The sequence below is a fragment of the Legionella sainthelensi genome (assembly GCF_900637685.1).
Lineage (GTDB): Bacteria > Pseudomonadota > Gammaproteobacteria > Legionellales > Legionellaceae > Legionella > Legionella sainthelensi.
Genome location: NZ_LR134388.1, coordinates 632,938 through 651,663, shown reverse-complemented (window position 1 = coordinate 651,663; position 18,726 = coordinate 632,938). Strand labels below are relative to the sequence as shown.

The window sequence follows — 18,726 nt, the reverse complement described above, 5'->3', positions numbered from 1 at the left end:
AAAGGATCATATGAAGCATATTAGTCTAACTCCTGAATTATACAGCTACATGCTGGATAAATCTTTGCGTGAACATCCATCTTTAACAGCATTGCGTAAAGAAACATCCACGATGGAGTTGGCCAATATGCAAATTCCTCCAGAACAAGCGCAATTTTTTCAATTGCTTTTGCGCTTAATTCATGCAAAAAATATCCTGGAATTAGGAACATTCACAGGTTACAGCGCCTTAGCAATGGCATTAACTTTGCCTGACGATGGAAAACTCATTACTTGCGACATCAATACCACATGGACGAGCAAAGCACATCCTTTCTGGAAAGAAGCAAAGCAAGACCACAAAATTGAATTAAGACTTGGGCGTGCCCTTGATACTTTGCATGCACTGGTTCATGAAGGTTGGCAACATAAATTTGATTTTATTTTTATTGATGCAGATAAAACGAATTACATCAATTACTATGAAATGGCATTAAAACTGATTCAACCCCAAGGCTTAATCGCCATAGACAATATATTTTGGGATGGTAAAGTAATTGATGAAAATGAAACGGGCGGACAAACTAGAGAAATAAGAAAACTTAATGATTTAATTAAAAATGATCCTCGAGTATTTATTAGCTTGTTGCCTATAGCTGATGGATTATTATTAGTGCAACCAAACAACACTTAAGCTCTTCCTTTGAAGCATTAAGAAAACTATGTTAAACCTGGGTCTGATTTAAGTCACCAGTCCGAGAAACTAAAAACCCGGGGTTCACCAAGCTGCATGTAGAACCCAACAAGCTTGGAGCTTAAGTTGATATCATTGTGTAGACGTTTATGTTTGATACAGCAGAATAATTTTAAAGGAGTGATAGATAATGCAACAAAACAACAACCCCTGCGGATTAGATGGTTTTGCTTTCTTAGAGTTTTCAGGCCCGGATAAAACACGTCTGCATCAACAATTTACTGATATGGGTTTTCAAGCTACTGCCAACCATAAAAACCAAGATATTACTTTATTTCAGCAAGGTCAAATTCAATTTATAGTCAATGCAGCAACCAATTGCCAAGCCGAAGAACATGCCAAAACTCATGGCTCTGGGGCTTGCGCAATGGGTTTTAGAGTTAAAAATGCCAAAGCAGCATTTGACTACGCCATCAAACACGGGGCTGTTGCATTTGAAGATTGCGATCATGCTCATCATGGATTGCCCGCCATCCAGGCGATCGGGGGTAGCGTGATCTATTTTGTGGATGACCAGCATCAACCCTTTTCTACCCAATGGGAACACCACCCCAATCAAAAGGTAGAGGGTAATGGCTTAGTACTGATTGATCATCTAACCCATAATGTATTTCGGGGTAATATGGATAAATGGGCTCATTTTTACGAATCGATTTTTAACTTCCAAGAAATCCGCTATTTTAATATTAAAGGTAAGATGACTGGATTGTTAAGCCGTGCCTTAGGTAGCCCTTGTGGAAAAATTAAAATCCCTTTAAATGAATCCAAAGATGATCTCTCCCAGATCGAAGAATTTCTCCATGAATACAAAGGTGAAGGCATCCAGCATATCGCGTTAACTACCAACAATATTTACCATACGGTACACACTTTAAGGGAGCAAGGTGTAAAATTCCTTGATGTCCCGGATACATATTACGAAATGCTGCATGATCGTCTTCCTTGGCACCAAGAGCCCGTAAAGCAACTGAATGAAGAAAAAATATTAATTGATGGAGAGCAGGATCCTAAACATGGTTTATTGCTGCAAATCTTTACCGAAAACATCTTTGGCCCCGTATTTTTTGAGATCATTCAGCGTAAAGGAAATCAAGGCTTTGGAGAAGGCAATTTCCAAGCTTTATTTGAGGCGATAGAAAGAGACCAAATCAAACGGGGTACATTAAAAGAAACATCCGTTTGAAAGACGGCATTAGCTCCACTCCTTTATGCCATAGTTGAGCAAACAGTAGGATTATCAGGCAAAATGTGCCACCCAAATACGGCGATATCGGAGAGGTGCTCTAAGGCAAGAAATAAAAATGTAGCCTGGATTATCTATCCTATTAAATCCAGGCGTTTATACCAGTAAAATGACACTATAGCGTGCGTCAGCTACTGGTCATACTAGGCTGATAAAGAGGATCTTATGAAACTTGCGAGCTTAAAATCAACATCATCTCGAGATGGGCAACTCTGTGTAGTCAATCAGTCATTAACTACTGCAATTATTGTCCCCCAAATTGCACCTAATTTACAATATGCTCTTGATCATTGGCATGAAGTCGAAGTAAAACTGCAAGAACTATACCAGCGACTTAATGAAGGGCAATTAGAAAATACTTTCGATTTTAATCCACAAGAATGTACCTCTCCCCTGCCTCGTGCTTACCAATGGGCAGATGGCAGCGCTTATGTTAATCATGTCGAGCTGGTTCGCAAAGCCAGGGGGGCAGAGCTTCCTGCTAATTTTTGGACTGATCCGCTTATGTACCAAGGAGGTGCAGATTCCTTTCTAGGCCCAAGAGACCCTATTTTGGTTGCAGATGAAGCCTTTGGAATTGATTTCGAAGCTGAAGTTGCAATCATAACCGATGATGTCCCTATGGCCATCAATCATAAAGATGCAGGGCAACATATTAAATTATTGATGTTAGTTAATGATGTATCATTACGCAATTTAATCCCCAATGAACTCGCGAAAGGTTTTGGTTTTTTTCAATCTAAGCCTTCCAGCAGCTTTTCTCCCGTGGCCATTACTCCTGATGAATTAGGTTCTGACTGGGATGGACAACGCGTGCATCTGCCACTATTAAGTCATTTAAATGGACAACTATTTGGTCAACCTAATGCCGGCGTCGATATGACCTTTTCCTTTCCAGAACTGATTCAACACGCTGCAAAAACGAGGAAGTTAAGTGCCGGCACGATTATTGGTTCAGGTACTGTATCTAACACTGATCGCAGTAAAGGCTCTTCCTGCATTGCTGAAAAAAGAATGCTGGAAATCATAGAACAAGGACAAGCGAAAACTTCCTTTATGAGTTTTGGAGATAGGATTCGCATTGAAATGCTAAACCACCAAAAAAACAGCCCATTTGGTGCAATTGATCAAATTGTTGAAAGGTATAAGTTATGAAACTTTATGACTATTATCGTTCAACCGCATGTTATCGAGTGCGAATCGCACTCAATATAAAAAATGTTCCCTACGAAAAAATAAATATTCATTTAATCAATCATGGAGGGGAACAACATAGTCCTGAATATCACAAAGTTAACCCTCAAGGATTAGTGCCTAGTTTAGAAACTAATGGCCATGTTATAACCCAATCATTGGCTATCATTGATTACCTTGACGAAACTTACCCCACCCCCCCTTTATTGCCTCAGAACGGTGTAGATAAAGCCACTGTTAAATCGTTGGCTTTAATTGTAGCTTGCGATATCCATCCTTTAAATAATTTGAGGGTATTAAATCAATTAAAAAAGGAATTTAACCTCAGCGAACCTCAAATAACTCAATGGTACCACCATTGGCTTAAAGTTGGATTTGATGCATTCGAAGCTAAATTACAAATACTCCCTCGCCGAAAACCTTTTTGCTTTGGTGATATGCTCTCTTTAGCAGATCTTTGCCTCATTCCTCAAGTATACAATGCCCATCGTTTTCAGTTTGCAATGGATAATTATCCGCTTATAAATGAAATAAATACACATTGCTTAACACTTGAAGCATTTCAAAAGGCACTCCCCGAAGCTTCATGAGGCTCTTCTATATATAGCTCCCCAACACATCATCCTGAACCCGAGCGCAGCCAGGGTGAAGGGTCGCCATTCAAACCGGTACAAAAATGAGGAATAAATTTCTAAAATGAAATTCTAAAATTCACAAAAATTATTGCTCTTTTTTATTGGAGTTTATTACTTTCAAATCCCATTAAATTTAATTAATGTATACTATTATTATCTTGTTTTCATGGATATTTGGGATAAAACTTCAAGGATGACAACAATGATACCTCCAGGCATACCTGAAAATGAAACTGAGCGTTTAGCAACACTTTACAAATTACACATCCTTGATACAGAGCAAGAGGAGCGATTCGATCGGGTCACTCGTATCGCATGTAAACTTTTTGAAGTGCCTATTTCTGTAATCTCTTTTTTAGAAGCAGAACGCCAATGGATGAAATCCACTCAAGGTTTAGCCATCAAACAGGCCCCAAGAAAAACATCATTTTGTGGTCATGTTATTCTTTCAAATAAAATTATGGTCGTTGAAGATGCGACACAAGATATACGATTTCATGACAACCCTTTTGTCATAGGACCACCATATTTCAGATTTTATTTAGGCTGTCCTTTAAAAATCAAGACCTATAATGTAGGTGTGATTTGTTTAATAGATGACAAACCTAGACCTATCATCGAGGTTGATCAAGATGTGGTTTACGATCTTGCTCAAATGGTGGAAATGGAACTTGAATCTTTACATTTAGCCATAACTGACGAATTAACAGGCTTAACCAATAGGCGGGGATTTTTAAAACTTGCAAGCCATTTGTTTCATAAATGCCAACAAGAAAATAAAGAGTTTGCCTTGTTATTTTTTGATTTAGATAAATTTAAACACATTAATGATAAATTTGGACATGCGGAAGGAGATAAAGTATTAAAGGTATTTTCCAATTCTCTTCTCCAGAACTTTCGGTGTTATGATGTAATTGCACGTTTAGGCGGAGATGAGTTTTGTGTATTTTGTACCGGGTTAAATCAAAAAGATGTGACTGGTATTGTTAATCGATTACAAGCTTCCTTAAAATCCCTTCAAGTAAAAGATTATACCATTGAATTCAGTGTGGGTTGTGTTCAATATAATCAAAAAATACACCAATCGCTAGAAGATATGCTGGCTCTAGCCGACTCCGAAATGTATGTTGTTAAAAAGGGAAAGTAAGACATTTCTATAAAGATTTATTAACTTGTCTTGTGCACATTTATCATTTTTCATCAATTCCACCAAGAACTATTAAAAGCTGCCAAATTAAATGGCAATACCACTTTTATCTTTTTTCAACGTTTGTGAAACGCATAACAATTACACTTAACGCATAAAACATTAACATAATGTTAATTTTTCAGGGATAAACTAAATTTAATACCCTTATTAGAGATTATTATGCCGCTCACCCCTTTGCTTCCTGCTGATGACAGGCCTATAACAATCAATCAAGGCAACACCGGTGATTGTTACCTTTTAGCATCGCTGGATTGTATATTAAAGTCAGGACCAGAAGGCCGTCAGACCTTAAAAAATTTATTTACTGAATCTGAGAAAGGCATTGAAGTCAGAATTAACTATAATGCTCAGAGTAAATTTTTATACTTAGAAGCCTTAAAAGAAAAATACGGTTACAGGGAAGACAATGAAAATCATCAACATGTAATTTTTATAGACAAAAAACGCCTGGAAGAAATTGATAATACTCCAGGCGGCGTACAAAGCAATGCCTTAGCTGTTAAAATTCTAGAACACCTGATCCCTTACTTTTTTATCGCTAAATGGGATCACACCCAACCACAGGCAAGTTTTTCTGCCCATAGTGGTAAAAATAGATTCGGCACTCTTTCAGAAGCTCGATTTGTAGCGGATATCTTAAACATTCAGACTGAGGACTATTTAATTAACCAGCTGGATGACATTATTAAATTAAAGGATATTAACGCAAACCAACCTGTTTACTTAGCTATGGCATATGGAGAAATTGATACATTTGGAAAAACCCATGGTGGTCACGCCCTAAGACTCAATAAAATCATGCCTAATAAGAAAGAGCCAAATAGAACTACCTTTTTCTTAATAAATCCATGGCATAATCAAGAGAAACCTGAAATCTATACCCTGGATGAAATCAAACAAAGAAATGCCCACTTCAGTATTTTTAATCCTGAATCGTCTTGCAAAGATATCAGGAGTATATTAGCAACCCTTGCAAACTTGCGAGGCAAACCGGTTGTGGTGAATACCAAACTTTTTGATACGTTGCTCACTATAAAAAAAGTCAACAGTTACCTAAGTGTACCTTTGGTTGAACGCTTTCTTGATTTTAATGATAAATTTGAAAAAAATAATGACTTTTTTTTAATTATTTTCAATAGCTTAGAAGTAGACAAGCAAAAAAATCTGCTTTCGTTTATGCTCTCTCCCCATCAAAAAGAGCTCACTCAATTTTTAGCCGAGCATTTACCTCTAGAGAAATTAGAGGAGTATTTAAAAAATCCTGAGCAGCTTCATATTCTTCTTGAAATAAAGGAACTAAGCGGTTTTTTCAATCTTCGTGGACTCGAAAAATGGCTTAAAATGAAAGAAGAGGTCACTTTTCTTCCCGAGATTTTTAATCTGTTAAATATAGAGGATAAAAAGAAATTAGTGGTCTGTCTCTCCTCTAATGAAGAACCCTTGGAATACTTTAAATCTTTGTTAGCAAGCAACCCAACTGCAAACGAAGTTTTCTTTGAAAGGATATTTCAAGAGACCTTTATTGACAAAGCCACCAAAACAAATTTTGCAGCAGCGAGAACAGAACTAAAAATAGCATTAATAGAATATTACCATAAAGGTGAGCTTAAATGCCTAGAAGGATTTAACCCCTTACACCACTATTTCGCCACCGAAGTGTTGGATAAATCCGCCATAGACAAGAAATACAAGATTCACGCTGAAGGACCAAAAGCAAAAGAGTTAATTGCTAATACCTTAGAGAACATTGCCAATTTTCCCCTATCTTTTTCACAAACTAAAAATTTAGCTGAACTTAATAAACATAAAGAATTATTAATAGAAGACCTAAAGCGAATCTCTGCAGATCCTAAAATAAAAAGTGCAAGAGAACTCCTCGGTTTTGCTGAATACTCTTTAAAAATTGAAACAGCGCTTAATGAAAAAATTCAACAGATTGAAGAAGCGGCTCAGTCACAGGTAAGTAAAATCAAAGGCTCTGAACTTATAGTTAACGATAGGCTCGCCAAAATTCGACGTATTGGAGTTTCTTTTGATAACCTGGACTCTAAAGAGGCGATTGAACAACACGAACATTTTTTGCAGAAAACGCTGCAAAAAATCTTTGCAGATCCAGATTTAAAAGCAGCATTAGCAACGCTTGGTTCAGCGACACAAAGGGGAGTAGAGACTGCCTATACCAATAAGCGAAATGAAATTACAACGGCTGCTCAGGAGCACAAAGCCACACAGGAGCGAAAAAGCCCATCCAGAGTCCAACTTATCAAGCTCCAACAATTTACCCTGGATAGGAAAGTCGGAAAAGAAAATGCTCGTGAATTAACTATGTCCGATACAACAAAGCCCGCATCTAGTACTGATTTAGCTGCAAATACTAAAAAACTCAAGGAAGGACTTTATGAATTAAAAACATCCCAAGCTGGATTAGATAATGATCTAAATAATTCAGATAGAAAGCCCCAATAAATTAAAATCAGGCTTTAAAAATTGTTAATTGATCCAGTTACAATTTAAAACAACAATATTCTGATCAGAACCAAGCCTTACTGACTTCCACAGTGTCAACTCCAGAAGGTGTTTTTTCAAGTATGCTCCATACCGCTTTACATCGTTGTAAATACCCTATTAGGTAATTCTTTTTACTGCATTTATAACGCACAGGCATCTTATCATAGACTTTATCCGATTTGATGGCCTGACAACGTTCCCCATTAGTTAACTCGATTGCCCAAGGATAAGCACGCGACATATCCAAGGTTTTATTTTGTTCATTATTCAAAGGTAATTTTACCATAATTTGCACGCTATCCCCTACCCAAGGAGATTGAGGACATAAAGCTGTAGTCCTATTAGGACCAGCTTTAACAAAACAGGGATCATACGTTTTGCCGCCTGCCATGCAAAGCCACGCATCTTCACGTACAATTAATCGAGATTGCGAATAACATTCCCCTCTAAACGTCTTTTTGACTTGAGGAGCAATCTGATTCTCCACATCGCCATAAGGCCTGTATAATTTTAATATCGTATCATCCGCAACAACGTCAAAAGAATAAATGAATAGAAATAGATACAATATTTTTCGCAACATAATACTCCCTTAATGATTTTACTTACGGTATTAGGGCATAAAATGATTTTAGAGTCCATAAAAACCAAGAAAATCCACCCGTTTTAGCCAAGAGAGTAGAAAAGCCGCTAGTCCCAGTGTATCATCTCTTTCTAAGTAAAAGGTATCTGTCTTTGCGTGATCACAAAATTGCGATTTTGGCATCACTTACCTGCGTTGTGCTTGTGGATTCTCCAATCGAAAATGCTGATATAACACAAATACGCCTCTGTCTTTTTCTAATTCGAGATCTTACAAGCAGATAGAAATACAAAGTCTTAACTTTGTGGCCAAGCTAAGTATATTTATAATTAGGAGTAAAAAATGACCGAAGTTTTTACCATAAGACAGTGTTTAGATGGTGAAATCAGTGTTGATGAGTACGTTACTGTCAGAGGCTGGGTAAAAACCCGGCGTGATTCAAAAGCAGGACTATCTTTTATCAATATACACGATGGTTCGTGTTTTTCCCCCATTCAAGTCGTAGCCACTGATAATTTGACCAACTATCACGATGAAGTGGCGAAACTTACTGCTGGCTGTTCATTAATTGTCTCAGGTAAATTAGTCGCTTCCCAAGGAAAAGGGCAAACTTTTGAAATTCAAGCAGAGCATGTCAATGTCGTTGGCTGGGTAGAAAATCCTGATACCTATCCTATTCAAGCAAAACGTCATACACTTGAGTTTTTACGTGAGGTAGCGCATTTACGCCCTCGCACTAATACAATCAGTGCAGTTACACGAATTCGTCATTGCTTATCACAAGCCATACATCGTTTTTTCCACGAACAAGGTTTTTTTTGGATCCATACGCCCATTATTACCTCAAGTGACTGCGAAGGCGCTGGAGAGATGTTTCGGGTATCAACTTTAGATTTACTCAATGTACCTAAAGGAGAACGGGGTCAAATTGACTTTAGCAAGGATTTCTTTGGTAGAGAGACTTTCCTTACTGTTTCTGGACAATTAAACGTGGAGGCTTATTGTCTCGCCATGTCGAAGGTCTATACTTTTGGTCCAACTTTTCGTGCGGAAAACTCAAACACCAGCCGCCATTTAGCAGAGTTTTGGATGGTAGAACCTGAAATTGCTTTTGCAGGATTATCTGATATCTGTGATTTGAGTCAATCCCTGTTGCGTTATTTATGCAAAGTTGTTCTAGAAGAGCGGGCAGACGATATGGACTTTTTCAATCAGTTTGTTGCTCCTGGATGTATTGAGCGTGTGGAGCATATCGCTGAATCAAATTTTGAAATCATGACCTATACTGATGCTATTAAAATTTTGGAAAAAAGTGAACAGCCATTTGATTTTCCTGTCAGCTGGGGACTTGATTTACAATCAGAGCATGAGCGTTACCTGGCAGAGATACATTGTAAAAAGCCGGTGATATTAACTAATTACCCTCAAGAAATTAAAGGCTTTTATATGCGCCTTAACGATGATGAAAAGACAGTTGCTGCCATGGATGTCTTAGCTCCTGGAATCGGTGAAATTATCGGTGGTAGTGAACGTGAAGACCGCATAGATATTTTGGACCGACGTATTGAAGAAAGTAATCTCAATAAAGAAAGTTACCAATGGTATAGAGATTTACGCCGTTATGGTAGTGTACCGCATGCTGGTTTTGGTTTAGGTCTCGAGCGTTTTGTAAGCTATGTTACTGGATTGGCCAACGTACGTGATGTAATTCCATTCCCACGCACCCCAGGCCATGCTGATTATTAGGAAATAATCAGCTACGCTGAAGAAAGGCTATGTTCGTGCTATTGTGACAAATACAGCCTTTCTTACAGTAGGTAGTCAAAAAAGTTAGATTTTTTTCTGAATTGTCTCATCTATTGACGTTTCTATGTCCTTAGAGTCTGTTAGTAGCATATTCTTGACAGCTTTACTCTTAAGCATCTCTTTAGCAGAAAAAAAATGGTAAACGCTTAATCTACCAGTATCTGTAATCTCAAGTTGCGCTCTGTTTTGATTCGTCTTCGCTAACCAATTTTTTTTCGTATCCTGTTCTGGTGTTGAATGAGTTGCAGAATTTTTTTCAAGTGTTTCAATTTTTATAACCATTTGTTACCCCTATAAATTAACTCTCATATCCTAGAATAAATAAAAAATTGCGCTATCAAAGGGAAAAAGTGCCAAAACAAGCAGTATTTAATACATGATGCATCAAATCTAGCTTTTTCCAAGATTTTAATTTTTGAGTAGACATTGCAAGCAGTCAAGATCTAGTGACAAAATTCAGAAAGATTCTCATCATGAACATCTAGATAAAGTCAGATAAAAGCCCTTCTCCTAATACTAAAACTCTATCCATTTGTTTGGCTAACTGATGATCATGAGTAACAATAACCAAAGCAGTACTCATTTTTCGATTCAGTTCTAACATTAACTCAAAAACTTTAGTTGCAGTGACCTCATCTAAATTGCCAGTAGGTTCATCTGCTAAAACACAATAGGGTTGATGAACTAAAGCCCTGGCTATGGCAACTCTCTGGCGCTCTCCTCCCGACAGTTGAGCTGGTTTATGAGTTTTTCGTTCTTTAAGCCCAACATCATCGAGCATTTTACTTGCTTTTTCCTCTGCATCTCTAACCGATTTTTTTGCTAGTAGTAAAGGCATCGCAACATTTTCAAGTGCAGTAAACTCAGGCAATAAATGATGAAACTGATAAATAAACCCCAACCCTTGATTTCTTAATTGGCAGCGTTTTTTTTCATTTATTTTTTGCCAATTTACCTCCTTGATACACACATCACCACTTGTTGGTTTATCTAATCCTCCAAGTAAATGCAATAGGGTGCTTTTTCCAGAGCCTGATGGGCCAATAATTGCCAAACGCTCTCCTTCAGTGATGCTCAAATCAACGCCTCGCAATACATTAACTTTAGATGCACCATCATTATAAGATTTACAGAGTTTTGTAACATTTAAAATAAGCTTACTCATAGTGTAAAGCCTCCGCAATTACTGTTCTTGAGGCTCTCCAAGCAGGGTAAATAGTAGCAACAAAGCTCATTAATAAAGCCATAAGACAAACTGTCCATAGATCACTAAGCATAATTTCAGAGGGTAAATAATCCACAAAATAAATACTGGATGATAAAATCTTAAAATGAAACCAAGTTTGTAGATGATTCACAATAGTCGTCGCATTCTCTGCTAAAATTACCCCACCGATCAACCCCAAAAAAGTCCCTACTATTCCTACCATCATCCCTTGAACTATAAAAGTGCATAATATCGTAGAAGGAGTTGCACCAATAGTTCTCAAAATCGCAATTTCTGCTTGCTTATCATTCACAACCATCACTAAAGAAGACACTAAATTGAATGCTGCAACCGCAATAATCAGTAATAAGATCATAAACATCATCGTTTTTTCCATTTTAACGGCCTGAAAAAACGAGCCATATTGCTCTGTCCAGTTACCCACTTGATATTCTTCACCTAATAAATGCGATAATTGAGAAGATAATTCTGGCGCTTGGTACACATTATTGATTTTCATCTTAATACCAGTGACATCATTACCCATTTGTAATAATTTCTGTGCATCCCCCAGATTAATAAATGCTAATTTTGTATCAAAATTAAATCCAGTCCCCGCAGAAAAAACACCTACAACAGTAAATCGTTTAAAACGAGGGATCATGCCGGCAGGTGTAACTGTCGCTTGAGGAATCATAACGGTTACCTTATCCCCAATCATGGTTCCCAGATTATCTGCTAAGCCTCGTCCGAGAATAATGCCAAAATCTTTTAAATTACCAAGATTTCCTGCAAGTAATTTATCTTGCAAATGGCTCATTTTTTCTTCTTCTTGTGGTAATACACCAGTTAGGACAATAGGTAATACTTGTCCATCATGAACCAGCAATCCTTGGCCTCCAACAAAAGGTGAAAATGCTTTAATTTCAGGAATTGTTTGGATTTTTTTAGCAACTTCTGGCCAGTCACTTAATCGTTCATTAGGACCAGAGACAGTAATTTCAGGCGCCATACCAAAAAATCGTTTATGTATTTGTTGATCAAAACCATTCATTACCGATAACACAGTAATAAGAACCATAACCCCCAAGCCAATACCAAGCATTGAGCTAAGAGAAATAAAAGAAACAAAATGATTTTTCTTTCTAGCGCGTGTGTAGCGTAAACCCATAAAAAGGGCTAATGGTTTATACATAATTACTTTGGTTTTGGTTAAACCCTTATTGTAGAGAAAAAATCGCTCAAGAGATATACCCTATAGACAGTTCTTCTGTCCATTCAATCTATTTCTAAACGCCAATAACGAGTTTTCTACTTTATACCTAACCACAATGTGCACAGGCTAAAGAAATGCAGTTTAATCAAAAAAAATTGGCAGCAGTGTATCTGTGTTTGAAATTAAGAAAATTTCATTTCTTGATAAGGTTACATCTTTAACTTATAAAATTGGAATCCACTCATACTGCCATCATTCAAGCTCAGAATTAATTAAAAAGAGAACACTTAGTAGTATTATTTTAATCAACGACCAGTTATTCTATGCCAATAATCTAAAAGTACTTACAAGGTAAAATATCTGTATGAATCCTAGCTCTTGGTATTATCCATCTTTAATTGCCTTATGTCTTTATGGTGCCTGGGGGTACTGGGGCACAAGAGCATCAAGTTTTATCAATCCTCTTTCAATTACCTTTTATTCCAGTATAGGTGTACTTATTTCTGGCATTATTGCTTTGATATTACTTGACTTTAAACTGGATATTTGTCCTAGAGGGGGCACATATGGCTTGTTGAATGGCTTAGCGAGCGGTATCGCTTGTATTTTCTTTATTATGGCATTACGCAATGGGCCGACAATGCCCGTAGTGCTAGTCACATCCATGTATCCAATGGTTACTTTATTACTGTCAGTTATATTTCTCAAGCAAGGTCTCAGTTTAAAACATGGACTAGGAATGCTCTTTGCAATTCTGGCTCTAGTTTTATTTGCTACAGAATAATTATTGATTGGTGCCCAGGGCCGGAATCGAACCGGCATGGTGTTACCACCGAGGGATTTTAAGTCCCTTGCGTCTACCTGTTTCGCCACCTGGGCAATCATTTTGGAGGCTGAGGCCGGAATCGAACCGGCGTACACGGCTTTGCAGGCCGCTGCATGACCACTCTGCCACACAGCCTCATTTTGATACTTCTAAATCGACACGCTCTAAAAAAAAAGCGACATGGTCGTCGCTTAATCTGGAGCGGGAAACGAGACTCGAACTCGCGACCCCAACCTTGGCAAGGTTGTGCTCTACCAACTGAGCTATTCCCGCGTCTCTACGGGGTGTGATTCTACCTAAAATTAAATCTCTGTCAATAATAAAATTAATTTTTTTTCGTTAATTCTGGCCAAGCAATTGCTAAGTAGATAATCATAGACCAAATAGTTAAAATTGCAGCCACATAAAGCAACACGAAGCCGAAAATTCCACCCCAAGTATCCAACGAATTAAATGCTAATAATAAAAATAAAGCGACCATCTGTAAAAAAGTTTTTATTTTACCTACGTAGCCTACGGTGACACTTGCTCTTCTGCCTATCTCAGCCATCCATTCACGTAATGCTGAAATCACAATTTCACGTCCAACGATAACCACTGCAGGAATCGTAATGTAGTGAATACTGTTAGCGCCAACTAACAGCAGCAAACTGGTAGAAACCAATAACTTATCTGCGACAGGATCAAGAAAAGCGCCAAAAGGAGACATCATCTGCAGTCGTCTTGCTAAATAACCATCCAACCAATCAGTAAAACTTGCTAAAGCAAAAATACTTGCGGCCAAAGTATAGGCAAATTTAAATGGCAAATAAAAAACAAACACTAATACTGGGATCAGAACAATACGCAGCAAAGTTAATAAATTGGGTAAACTGGTTAACGTACTCAACGCTTGATACTCCCTTTTACATATGACTAAATAGAGCACACCCCATCCAATGAGTAGCCCCCAAATAACAATATGGTACTATGACTCAATTATCTCTCGTTAAATTTAAAAAATCAGCTACTTGTTTATAATCATCAAACACCACTAAGGCTCCTGCTGCTTTAAGTACAGCTTCTTGCTGATGATAAATATCTACTCCTACAGCCGCTACCTCAAGATTTCGTGCCATTTCCATATCCGTAGGCGAATCACCTATCATCAACGTCTTATCAGGGCTAGCACCTGTTTCCTCTATAATTTCTTCCAACATTTGCGGGCAAGGTTTTGCTGGTACCCGCCCCGCAGAACGTGTTACTTGAAATACTTTATCAAGTCCTGTGGCTTGCAAAGCACGTGATAAAGATTGATGTCCTTTATTTGTTGCAATAGCTAACTTTATTTGAGCTTCGTGTAATTGAGAAATGAATTCATGAACACCGGGCATTAAGCACACATCTAATGGGCGTGAATACATAGCTTGCTGCACTGCTTGCAATAATTGTTGGTGCTGTACTGGGGATAAATGGGGATAGGCTTTCTTCAATGCTTGTACTAAACCCAAATCTACATATTTTCTCGCCTCAAAAGAATCAAAATCACCAAACCCCAGCAAATTTGCTTCAGTGGAAACTACATGTAAAACTACTCCTAAAGTATCTGCAATAGTACCTTCCCAGTCAAATACTACCAACTCATATGGATTGCTCATCGAACACTACGCTCCTCGCACGCAATTGTTTTAGTGTAGTAGAAAATTCTTCATCTGCATCGGCTTGATACAAATGCTTTTTACCGTTCAATTCAAATTGAATGGATCGTGCATGTAAAAAAAGACGATGCTGCTGATTATCTATCCCTTCCACTTGTCCTGCAAGTGCTCCATATTTTTTATCCCCGACGATAACATGTCCTAAATGAGCACTATGTACACGGATTTGATGAGTACGACCCGTTTTAGGACTCGCCTCAACCCAACAAGCCTGTTCATAGTTTTCAAGAAGCTTGAATATTGTTTCAGAGGCCTTGCCTTCTTCGTTAACCTTAACGATGCGCTCACCTGATTTTAAAATATTTTTTTCAAGTGCCGCTTGAACAATTACTCGCTTTTTTCCTTCCCAAGGATGAGTTAATAAGGCCCAATAAGTTTTCTGTACCTCTCGAGCTTCAAGCAAAGCATGTATTGCCCTTAAAACACTTCTTTTTTTCGCGAGTAAAAGGCATCCGGAAGTCTCTTTATCTAAACGATGGATTAATTCGAGGTAAGCTAAGTCAGATCGTGTTTTTCGCAAAGCTTCAATAACCCCAAGGCTTAAACCACTTCCGCCATGAACTGCAATACCTGCTGGTTTATTAATTACCAGGAGACTAGCATCTTCAAAAATAATAGATTCTTGTAAGCGTTTTGCTAAAGTATTACCAACAAAAACCTCTTTTGGTTCTGACACCCGAATTGGAGGAATTCGTACGCTATCACCAGCATGTAACCTTGAATTAATTTGGGCTCTTTTTTATTAACTCGAACTTCACCTGCACGTATAATTCTATAAATATGGCTTTTAGGAACACCCTTTAAAATGCGAATCAAGTAATTATCCAGGCGTTGTCCGTCCTCTTCATTGCTAATTTCTTTATAACTTACTTCACTCATTGTCAATAAACCTGTTTGCTGTGTGCGATTTTTTTGATATGATCGCCAGTAGCATGGAAAATTTTCATGCAACCGAATTATAACGCATAAATAGAAAAAAAGCGTGACTATTTACTTTTAAAGTATATATAGATTATTGAAAAAATTGGGCCATTAAGCCAACCTAGATATATTTTAAATGTAGTTACAAGAAAAATAGCGCTTCCATTTAAGCTTAAAGATATAAGGAAGCGACCCAATGCCAGGGCTAAATTGATCATATTTTTGACAGAAACCTATGCATGCCAGACATGCTTTATACCGATTACGAATTATTTCAGGGCTATCACACGCCGTTGGCTTACTTTTTCAACCCACTTAGCTCGTAACCAGTATATTTCACAGCATGCACCTTTTATTAGAACTTTTTCGAAACACTCTGCAAAGAAGAAAGTGCAAGGAAATACGGAATACCCAATTAAAACGTCCACAACAAAGGACGGGGACTCGTGTACCGTGTCGCCAAAGCAATTTGCTTTTACCTTAGCGTTTCGAAAGTCTATTGTAGAGGGAACATGCATGAGGTCTGTCCACAAGGCTATGGGCTCGCCTAAAGATCACCTCACTTATTGTTCAATCCCAGGTGACACTGACCTATTAACTGCTTATGGTGAAATGACTAAATTTTCAAGCAATTGCAATAAAGCATACCTCTTCATGCAGCAACAAAGCATCGAAAATTTAGCACCCACCCAAAAGAATAGGAATGTCAGCCATCGCATTGAACCTCTAAGGAGTTTTGAGCCTTATACGCAGGCCTATTTGCAATTTGCTAATTTGGAACAAATTATGATTTTCGAGCAATTAAGTGCGGCATACACGAAATATGCAAGCACCATGGCACAGAAAATCAAGACATTTTGTTCCCGATAGCGGATATAAGATAGTCCTTATCTCATCTTAAATGACAGCGCCCTAAATATGGGGTAATAGATGGAAAAAATGTTAATCAATGCAATGCAAACTGAAGAAGTTCGTGTTGCACTTATTAAAGATAAATATTTATTTGATCTGGATATTGAATGTCCGGGTGAAGTGAAAAAAAAGGGGAATATTTACAAAGCGACAGTTACGCGTAGAGAGCCTAGTCTTGATGCCATTTTTGTAGAATATGGTGCCAAACGCCAAGGTTTTCTGCCACTAAAAGAAATTGCACCTGAATATTTAAGTAAAAACCCCGAGGAATTTGGCGATGAAAAACCACCAATCACGTCACTAATCCGCGAAGGCCAGGAATTACTAGTTCAAGTTGATAAAGAAGAACGCGGCAGTAAAGGTGCGGCACTTACAACCTTTATTACTTTAGCTGGTTGCTATTTGGTTCTTATGCCTAATAACCCTCGTTCCGGTGGCATTTCACGTCGTATAGAAGGTGAAGAGCGAGACGAGCTTCGGGAAACATTGAACGCACTCGTCCTTCCTGAAGACATGGGGCTTATTATTCGAACAGCGGGGGTTGGCAAAAGCCAGGAAGAATTACAAGATGATCTGGATATGCTTTGTAATCAATGGCAATCAATTAAACAAGCTTATAATACAGAACTAGCTCCTTGCCTGATTCACCAGGAAGGAGACGTAATTATCCGCTCAATTCGTGATAATTTACGCAAATCAATTAGTGAAATCATCATTGATGATCAGATTTCTTACATTAAAGCAAAACAATATATTGAACGAGTCAAGCCTGAGTTTTTACCGAACTTAAAACTCTATAATAGCAGCATTCCTTTATTTAATTTCTATCAAATCGAAAGCCAAATTGAAACCGCATATCAACGACAGGTTATGCTGCCCTCTGGAGGTGCGTTGGTCATTGATAGAACTGAGGCGCTGGTTTCAATTGACGTAAACTCAGCCAAAGCGACCGGTGGCGCAGATATTGAAGCAACCGCATTGAATACCAATATCGAAGCAGCAGACGAGATTGCACGCCAATTACGCCTACGTGATTTAGGTGGTTTAGTAGTGATTGATTTTATTGATATGAGTTCGAGTAAAAATCAACGCGAGGTTGAAAATCGCTTAAAAGAGGCATTACAAGCCGATCGTGCACGTATCCAAGTTGGTCGTATTTCTCGTTTTGGGCTTTTAGAAATGTCTCGACAACGATTGAGGCTATCTCTAGGTGAAAGTGCCCAGGAGGTTTGCCCTCGTTGTGAAGGACGTGGTACTGTTCGGAATATCCAGTCACATGGCTTATCCATTGCACGACTTATCGAAGAAGAAGCATTGAAAGAAAAAACTGCCGAAATACAGGTTCAGCTTCCTCCTGAAATGGCTACTTTCATTATGAATGAAAAACGCAATTACATTAGAGATATCGAAAAAAGACATGGCGTGTCTGTAATGATTATTGCAAATCCATTTATGCACTTGCCTCAGTGTTCAATTACTCGGTTGAAAGAAGATAACGTAGGCAAATCTAAAAAACCAAGTTATAGCTTAATTCAACAACCTGAATTACAAATTTCAAGCAGCGAAACAAACACTTCGCTACAAGATGAACCAGCAGTCAAATCTTTTGTCGAGCATCAACCTGTGAAAAGTGCTCAAACCAGCTTCATCAAGCGATTATGGACTAGTTTATTTGGTGGACACACTGATTCAGTAGTCTCTGCCACTCAGAGCCATTCCCCAAAAATGCAAAATCGCGGCCAAGCTCAGGCTAAATCATCTAAAAGTTCTTCTGGCTCTGGTGACAGAAAATCGCCAAATCGTAGACGCCGATCGATTGGATCGCAGCAGCGAGCAAATACAAGTAGTGTGCCATCAAACTCTGGCCCGCATCGTAAAAAAGCAAGTCAGCCACAACAATCGAACAAAGCTCCTGGTGCTCGGAATGAAAACAATAAAAAAAGAGAACCTGCAATAAAAGAATAGCAATAAGTTCCAGCACCTCAGCTGAATTTCGTTCTGCTGAGGTGCCCATCGTACGATGTATTTTATGTGA

Annotated in this window: 16 protein-coding genes, 3 tRNA genes and 1 pseudogene; 10 read left to right on the top strand and 10 right to left on the bottom strand. The window is 38.2% G+C overall.

Annotation, left to right across the window (positions count from 1 at the left end):
* Positions 1-10: 10 nt before the first annotated feature.
* The 6 genes from EL220_RS02920 (at position 11) to EL220_RS02895 (ending at position 7,481) form a co-directional block, all read left to right on the top strand.
* Positions 11-673 (top strand): O-methyltransferase, encoded by a 663-nt coding sequence (locus EL220_RS02920; RefSeq protein ID WP_027270793.1) that lies wholly within the window; start codon positions 11-13, stop codon positions 671-673.
* A gap of 190 nt (positions 674-863) precedes the next feature.
* Positions 864-1,916: a 4-hydroxyphenylpyruvate dioxygenase gene (gene hppD / locus EL220_RS02915; protein ID WP_027270792.1), complete on the top strand. Its 1,053-nt coding sequence runs from the start codon at positions 864-866 to the stop codon at positions 1,914-1,916.
* Between the two features lie 225 nt (positions 1,917-2,141).
* Positions 2,142-3,131: a fumarylacetoacetate hydrolase family protein gene (locus tag EL220_RS02910; RefSeq protein ID WP_027270791.1), complete on the top strand. Its 990-nt coding sequence runs from the start codon at positions 2,142-2,144 to the stop codon at positions 3,129-3,131.
* Complete coding sequence (maiA, locus tag EL220_RS02905; RefSeq protein ID WP_027270790.1) at positions 3,128-3,760, top strand: maleylacetoacetate isomerase; 633 nt, start codon at positions 3,128-3,130, stop codon at positions 3,758-3,760. The genes EL220_RS02910 and maiA overlap by 4 nt, the downstream gene beginning before the upstream one ends.
* 247 nt (positions 3,761-4,007) lie before the next feature.
* Positions 4,008-4,952 carry a sensor domain-containing diguanylate cyclase gene (locus EL220_RS02900; protein WP_027270789.1) on the top strand — a complete coding sequence of 315 codons (945 nt, stop codon included), beginning with the start codon at positions 4,008-4,010 and terminating at the stop codon, positions 4,950-4,952.
* 222 nt (positions 4,953-5,174) lie between these two features.
* Positions 5,175-7,481, top strand: a complete 2,307-nt coding sequence (locus EL220_RS02895; RefSeq protein ID WP_051544723.1) for a hypothetical protein — start codon at positions 5,175-5,177, stop codon at positions 7,479-7,481.
* A 64-nt stretch (positions 7,482-7,545) separates the two neighbouring features.
* Here EL220_RS02895 and EL220_RS02890 read toward each other — a convergent pair whose 3' ends face one another.
* Entirely contained in the window at positions 7,546-8,106 is a 561-nt protein-coding gene (locus tag EL220_RS02890) for a hypothetical protein (RefSeq protein WP_027270788.1), read from the bottom strand.
* Between the two features lie 342 nt (positions 8,107-8,448).
* Here EL220_RS02890 and asnS point away from each other — a divergent pair, with 342 nt between their 5' ends.
* Positions 8,449-9,852 (top strand): asparagine--tRNA ligase, encoded by a 1,404-nt coding sequence (asnS, locus tag EL220_RS02885; RefSeq protein WP_027270787.1) that lies wholly within the window; start codon positions 8,449-8,451, stop codon positions 9,850-9,852.
* An 84-nt stretch (positions 9,853-9,936) separates the two neighbouring features.
* Here the strand turns inward: asnS and EL220_RS02880 are convergent, their stop codons facing one another.
* The 3 genes from EL220_RS02880 to EL220_RS02870 all read right to left on the bottom strand — a co-directional run bounded on the left by EL220_RS02880 (position 9,937) and on the right by EL220_RS02870 (position 12,314).
* Complete coding sequence (locus tag EL220_RS02880) at positions 9,937-10,194, bottom strand: hypothetical protein (protein ID WP_027270786.1); 258 nt, start codon at positions 10,192-10,194, stop codon at positions 9,937-9,939.
* A gap of 199 nt (positions 10,195-10,393) precedes the next feature.
* Positions 10,394-11,077 (bottom strand): lipoprotein-releasing ABC transporter ATP-binding protein LolD, encoded by a 684-nt coding sequence (gene lolD / locus EL220_RS02875; protein WP_027270785.1) that lies wholly within the window; start codon positions 11,075-11,077, stop codon positions 10,394-10,396.
* Positions 11,070-12,314 carry a lipoprotein-releasing ABC transporter permease subunit gene (locus EL220_RS02870; protein WP_027270784.1) on the bottom strand — a complete coding sequence of 415 codons (1,245 nt, stop codon included), beginning with the start codon at positions 12,312-12,314 and terminating at the stop codon, positions 11,070-11,072. Before EL220_RS02870 ends, lolD begins: the two co-directional genes overlap by 8 nt.
* 385 nt (positions 12,315-12,699) lie before the next feature.
* Between EL220_RS02870 and EL220_RS02865 the strand changes: the two genes are divergently transcribed.
* Positions 12,700-13,119: an EamA family transporter gene (locus EL220_RS02865; protein ID WP_027270783.1), complete on the top strand. Its 420-nt coding sequence runs from the start codon at positions 12,700-12,702 to the stop codon at positions 13,117-13,119.
* Between the two features lie 8 nt (positions 13,120-13,127).
* Here EL220_RS02865 and EL220_RS02860 read toward each other — a convergent pair.
* From EL220_RS02860 to EL220_RS02835, 6 genes and pseudogenes are all read right to left on the bottom strand, one after another.
* A tRNA-Leu gene (locus tag EL220_RS02860) sits at positions 13,128-13,214 on the bottom strand.
* 8 nt (positions 13,215-13,222) lie between these two features.
* A tRNA-Cys gene (locus EL220_RS02855) sits at positions 13,223-13,296 on the bottom strand.
* Between the two features lie 62 nt (positions 13,297-13,358).
* Positions 13,359-13,434: transfer RNA gene (locus EL220_RS02850), tRNA-Gly, on the bottom strand.
* Positions 13,435-13,486: 52 nt separating this feature from the next.
* A complete protein-coding gene (gene pgsA, locus EL220_RS02845; protein WP_027270782.1) occupies positions 13,487-14,050 on the bottom strand; it encodes a CDP-diacylglycerol--glycerol-3-phosphate 3-phosphatidyltransferase in 564 nt (187 codons plus the stop codon).
* A gap of 85 nt (positions 14,051-14,135) precedes the next feature.
* Complete coding sequence (locus tag EL220_RS02840; RefSeq protein WP_027270781.1) at positions 14,136-14,798, bottom strand: HAD family hydrolase; 663 nt, start codon at positions 14,796-14,798, stop codon at positions 14,136-14,138.
* Positions 14,782-15,737 (bottom strand): annotated as a pseudogene (locus EL220_RS02835) (RluA family pseudouridine synthase). Before EL220_RS02835 ends, EL220_RS02840 begins: the two are co-directional and overlap by 17 nt.
* Before the next feature lie 264 nt (positions 15,738-16,001).
* Here EL220_RS02835 and EL220_RS02830 point away from each other — a divergent pair.
* Complete coding sequence (locus EL220_RS02830) at positions 16,002-16,649, top strand: hypothetical protein (protein ID WP_232002585.1); 648 nt, start codon at positions 16,002-16,004, stop codon at positions 16,647-16,649.
* A gap of 60 nt (positions 16,650-16,709) precedes the next feature.
* Positions 16,710-18,656: an Rne/Rng family ribonuclease gene (locus EL220_RS02825; RefSeq protein WP_035905973.1), complete on the top strand. Its 1,947-nt coding sequence runs from the start codon at positions 16,710-16,712 to the stop codon at positions 18,654-18,656.
* The last annotated feature ends 70 nt before the right edge of the window (positions 18,657-18,726 follow it).

Bases quoted from the DNA above. Each gene is read 5' to 3' on its own strand.
- EL220_RS02920 (WP_027270793.1), top strand. From the start codon at position 11: ATGAAGCATATTAGTCTAACTCCTGAATTATACAGCTACATGCTGGAT.
- hppD (WP_027270792.1), top strand. From the start codon at position 864: ATGCAACAAAACAACAACCCCTGCGGATTAGATGGTTTTGCTTTCTTA.
- EL220_RS02910 (WP_027270791.1), top strand. From the start codon at position 2,142: ATGAAACTTGCGAGCTTAAAATCAACATCATCTCGAGATGGGCAACTC.
- maiA (WP_027270790.1), top strand. From the start codon at position 3,128: ATGAAACTTTATGACTATTATCGTTCAACCGCATGTTATCGAGTGCGA.
- EL220_RS02900 (WP_027270789.1), top strand. From the start codon at position 4,008: ATGATACCTCCAGGCATACCTGAAAATGAAACTGAGCGTTTAGCAACA.
- EL220_RS02895 (WP_051544723.1), top strand. From the start codon at position 5,175: ATGCCGCTCACCCCTTTGCTTCCTGCTGATGACAGGCCTATAACAATC.
- EL220_RS02890 (WP_027270788.1), bottom strand. From the start codon at position 8,106: ATGTTGCGAAAAATATTGTATCTATTTCTATTCATTTATTCTTTTGAC.
- asnS (WP_027270787.1), top strand. From the start codon at position 8,449: ATGACCGAAGTTTTTACCATAAGACAGTGTTTAGATGGTGAAATCAGT.
- EL220_RS02880 (WP_027270786.1), bottom strand. From the start codon at position 10,194: ATGGTTATAAAAATTGAAACACTTGAAAAAAATTCTGCAACTCATTCA.
- lolD (WP_027270785.1), bottom strand. From the start codon at position 11,077: ATGAGTAAGCTTATTTTAAATGTTACAAAACTCTGTAAATCTTATAAT.
- EL220_RS02870 (WP_027270784.1), bottom strand. From the start codon at position 12,314: ATGTATAAACCATTAGCCCTTTTTATGGGTTTACGCTACACACGCGCT.
- EL220_RS02865 (WP_027270783.1), top strand. From the start codon at position 12,700: ATGAATCCTAGCTCTTGGTATTATCCATCTTTAATTGCCTTATGTCTT.
- EL220_RS02840 (WP_027270781.1), bottom strand. From the start codon at position 14,798: ATGAGCAATCCATATGAGTTGGTAGTATTTGACTGGGAAGGTACTATT.
- EL220_RS02825 (WP_035905973.1), top strand. From the start codon at position 16,710: ATGGAAAAAATGTTAATCAATGCAATGCAAACTGAAGAAGTTCGTGTT.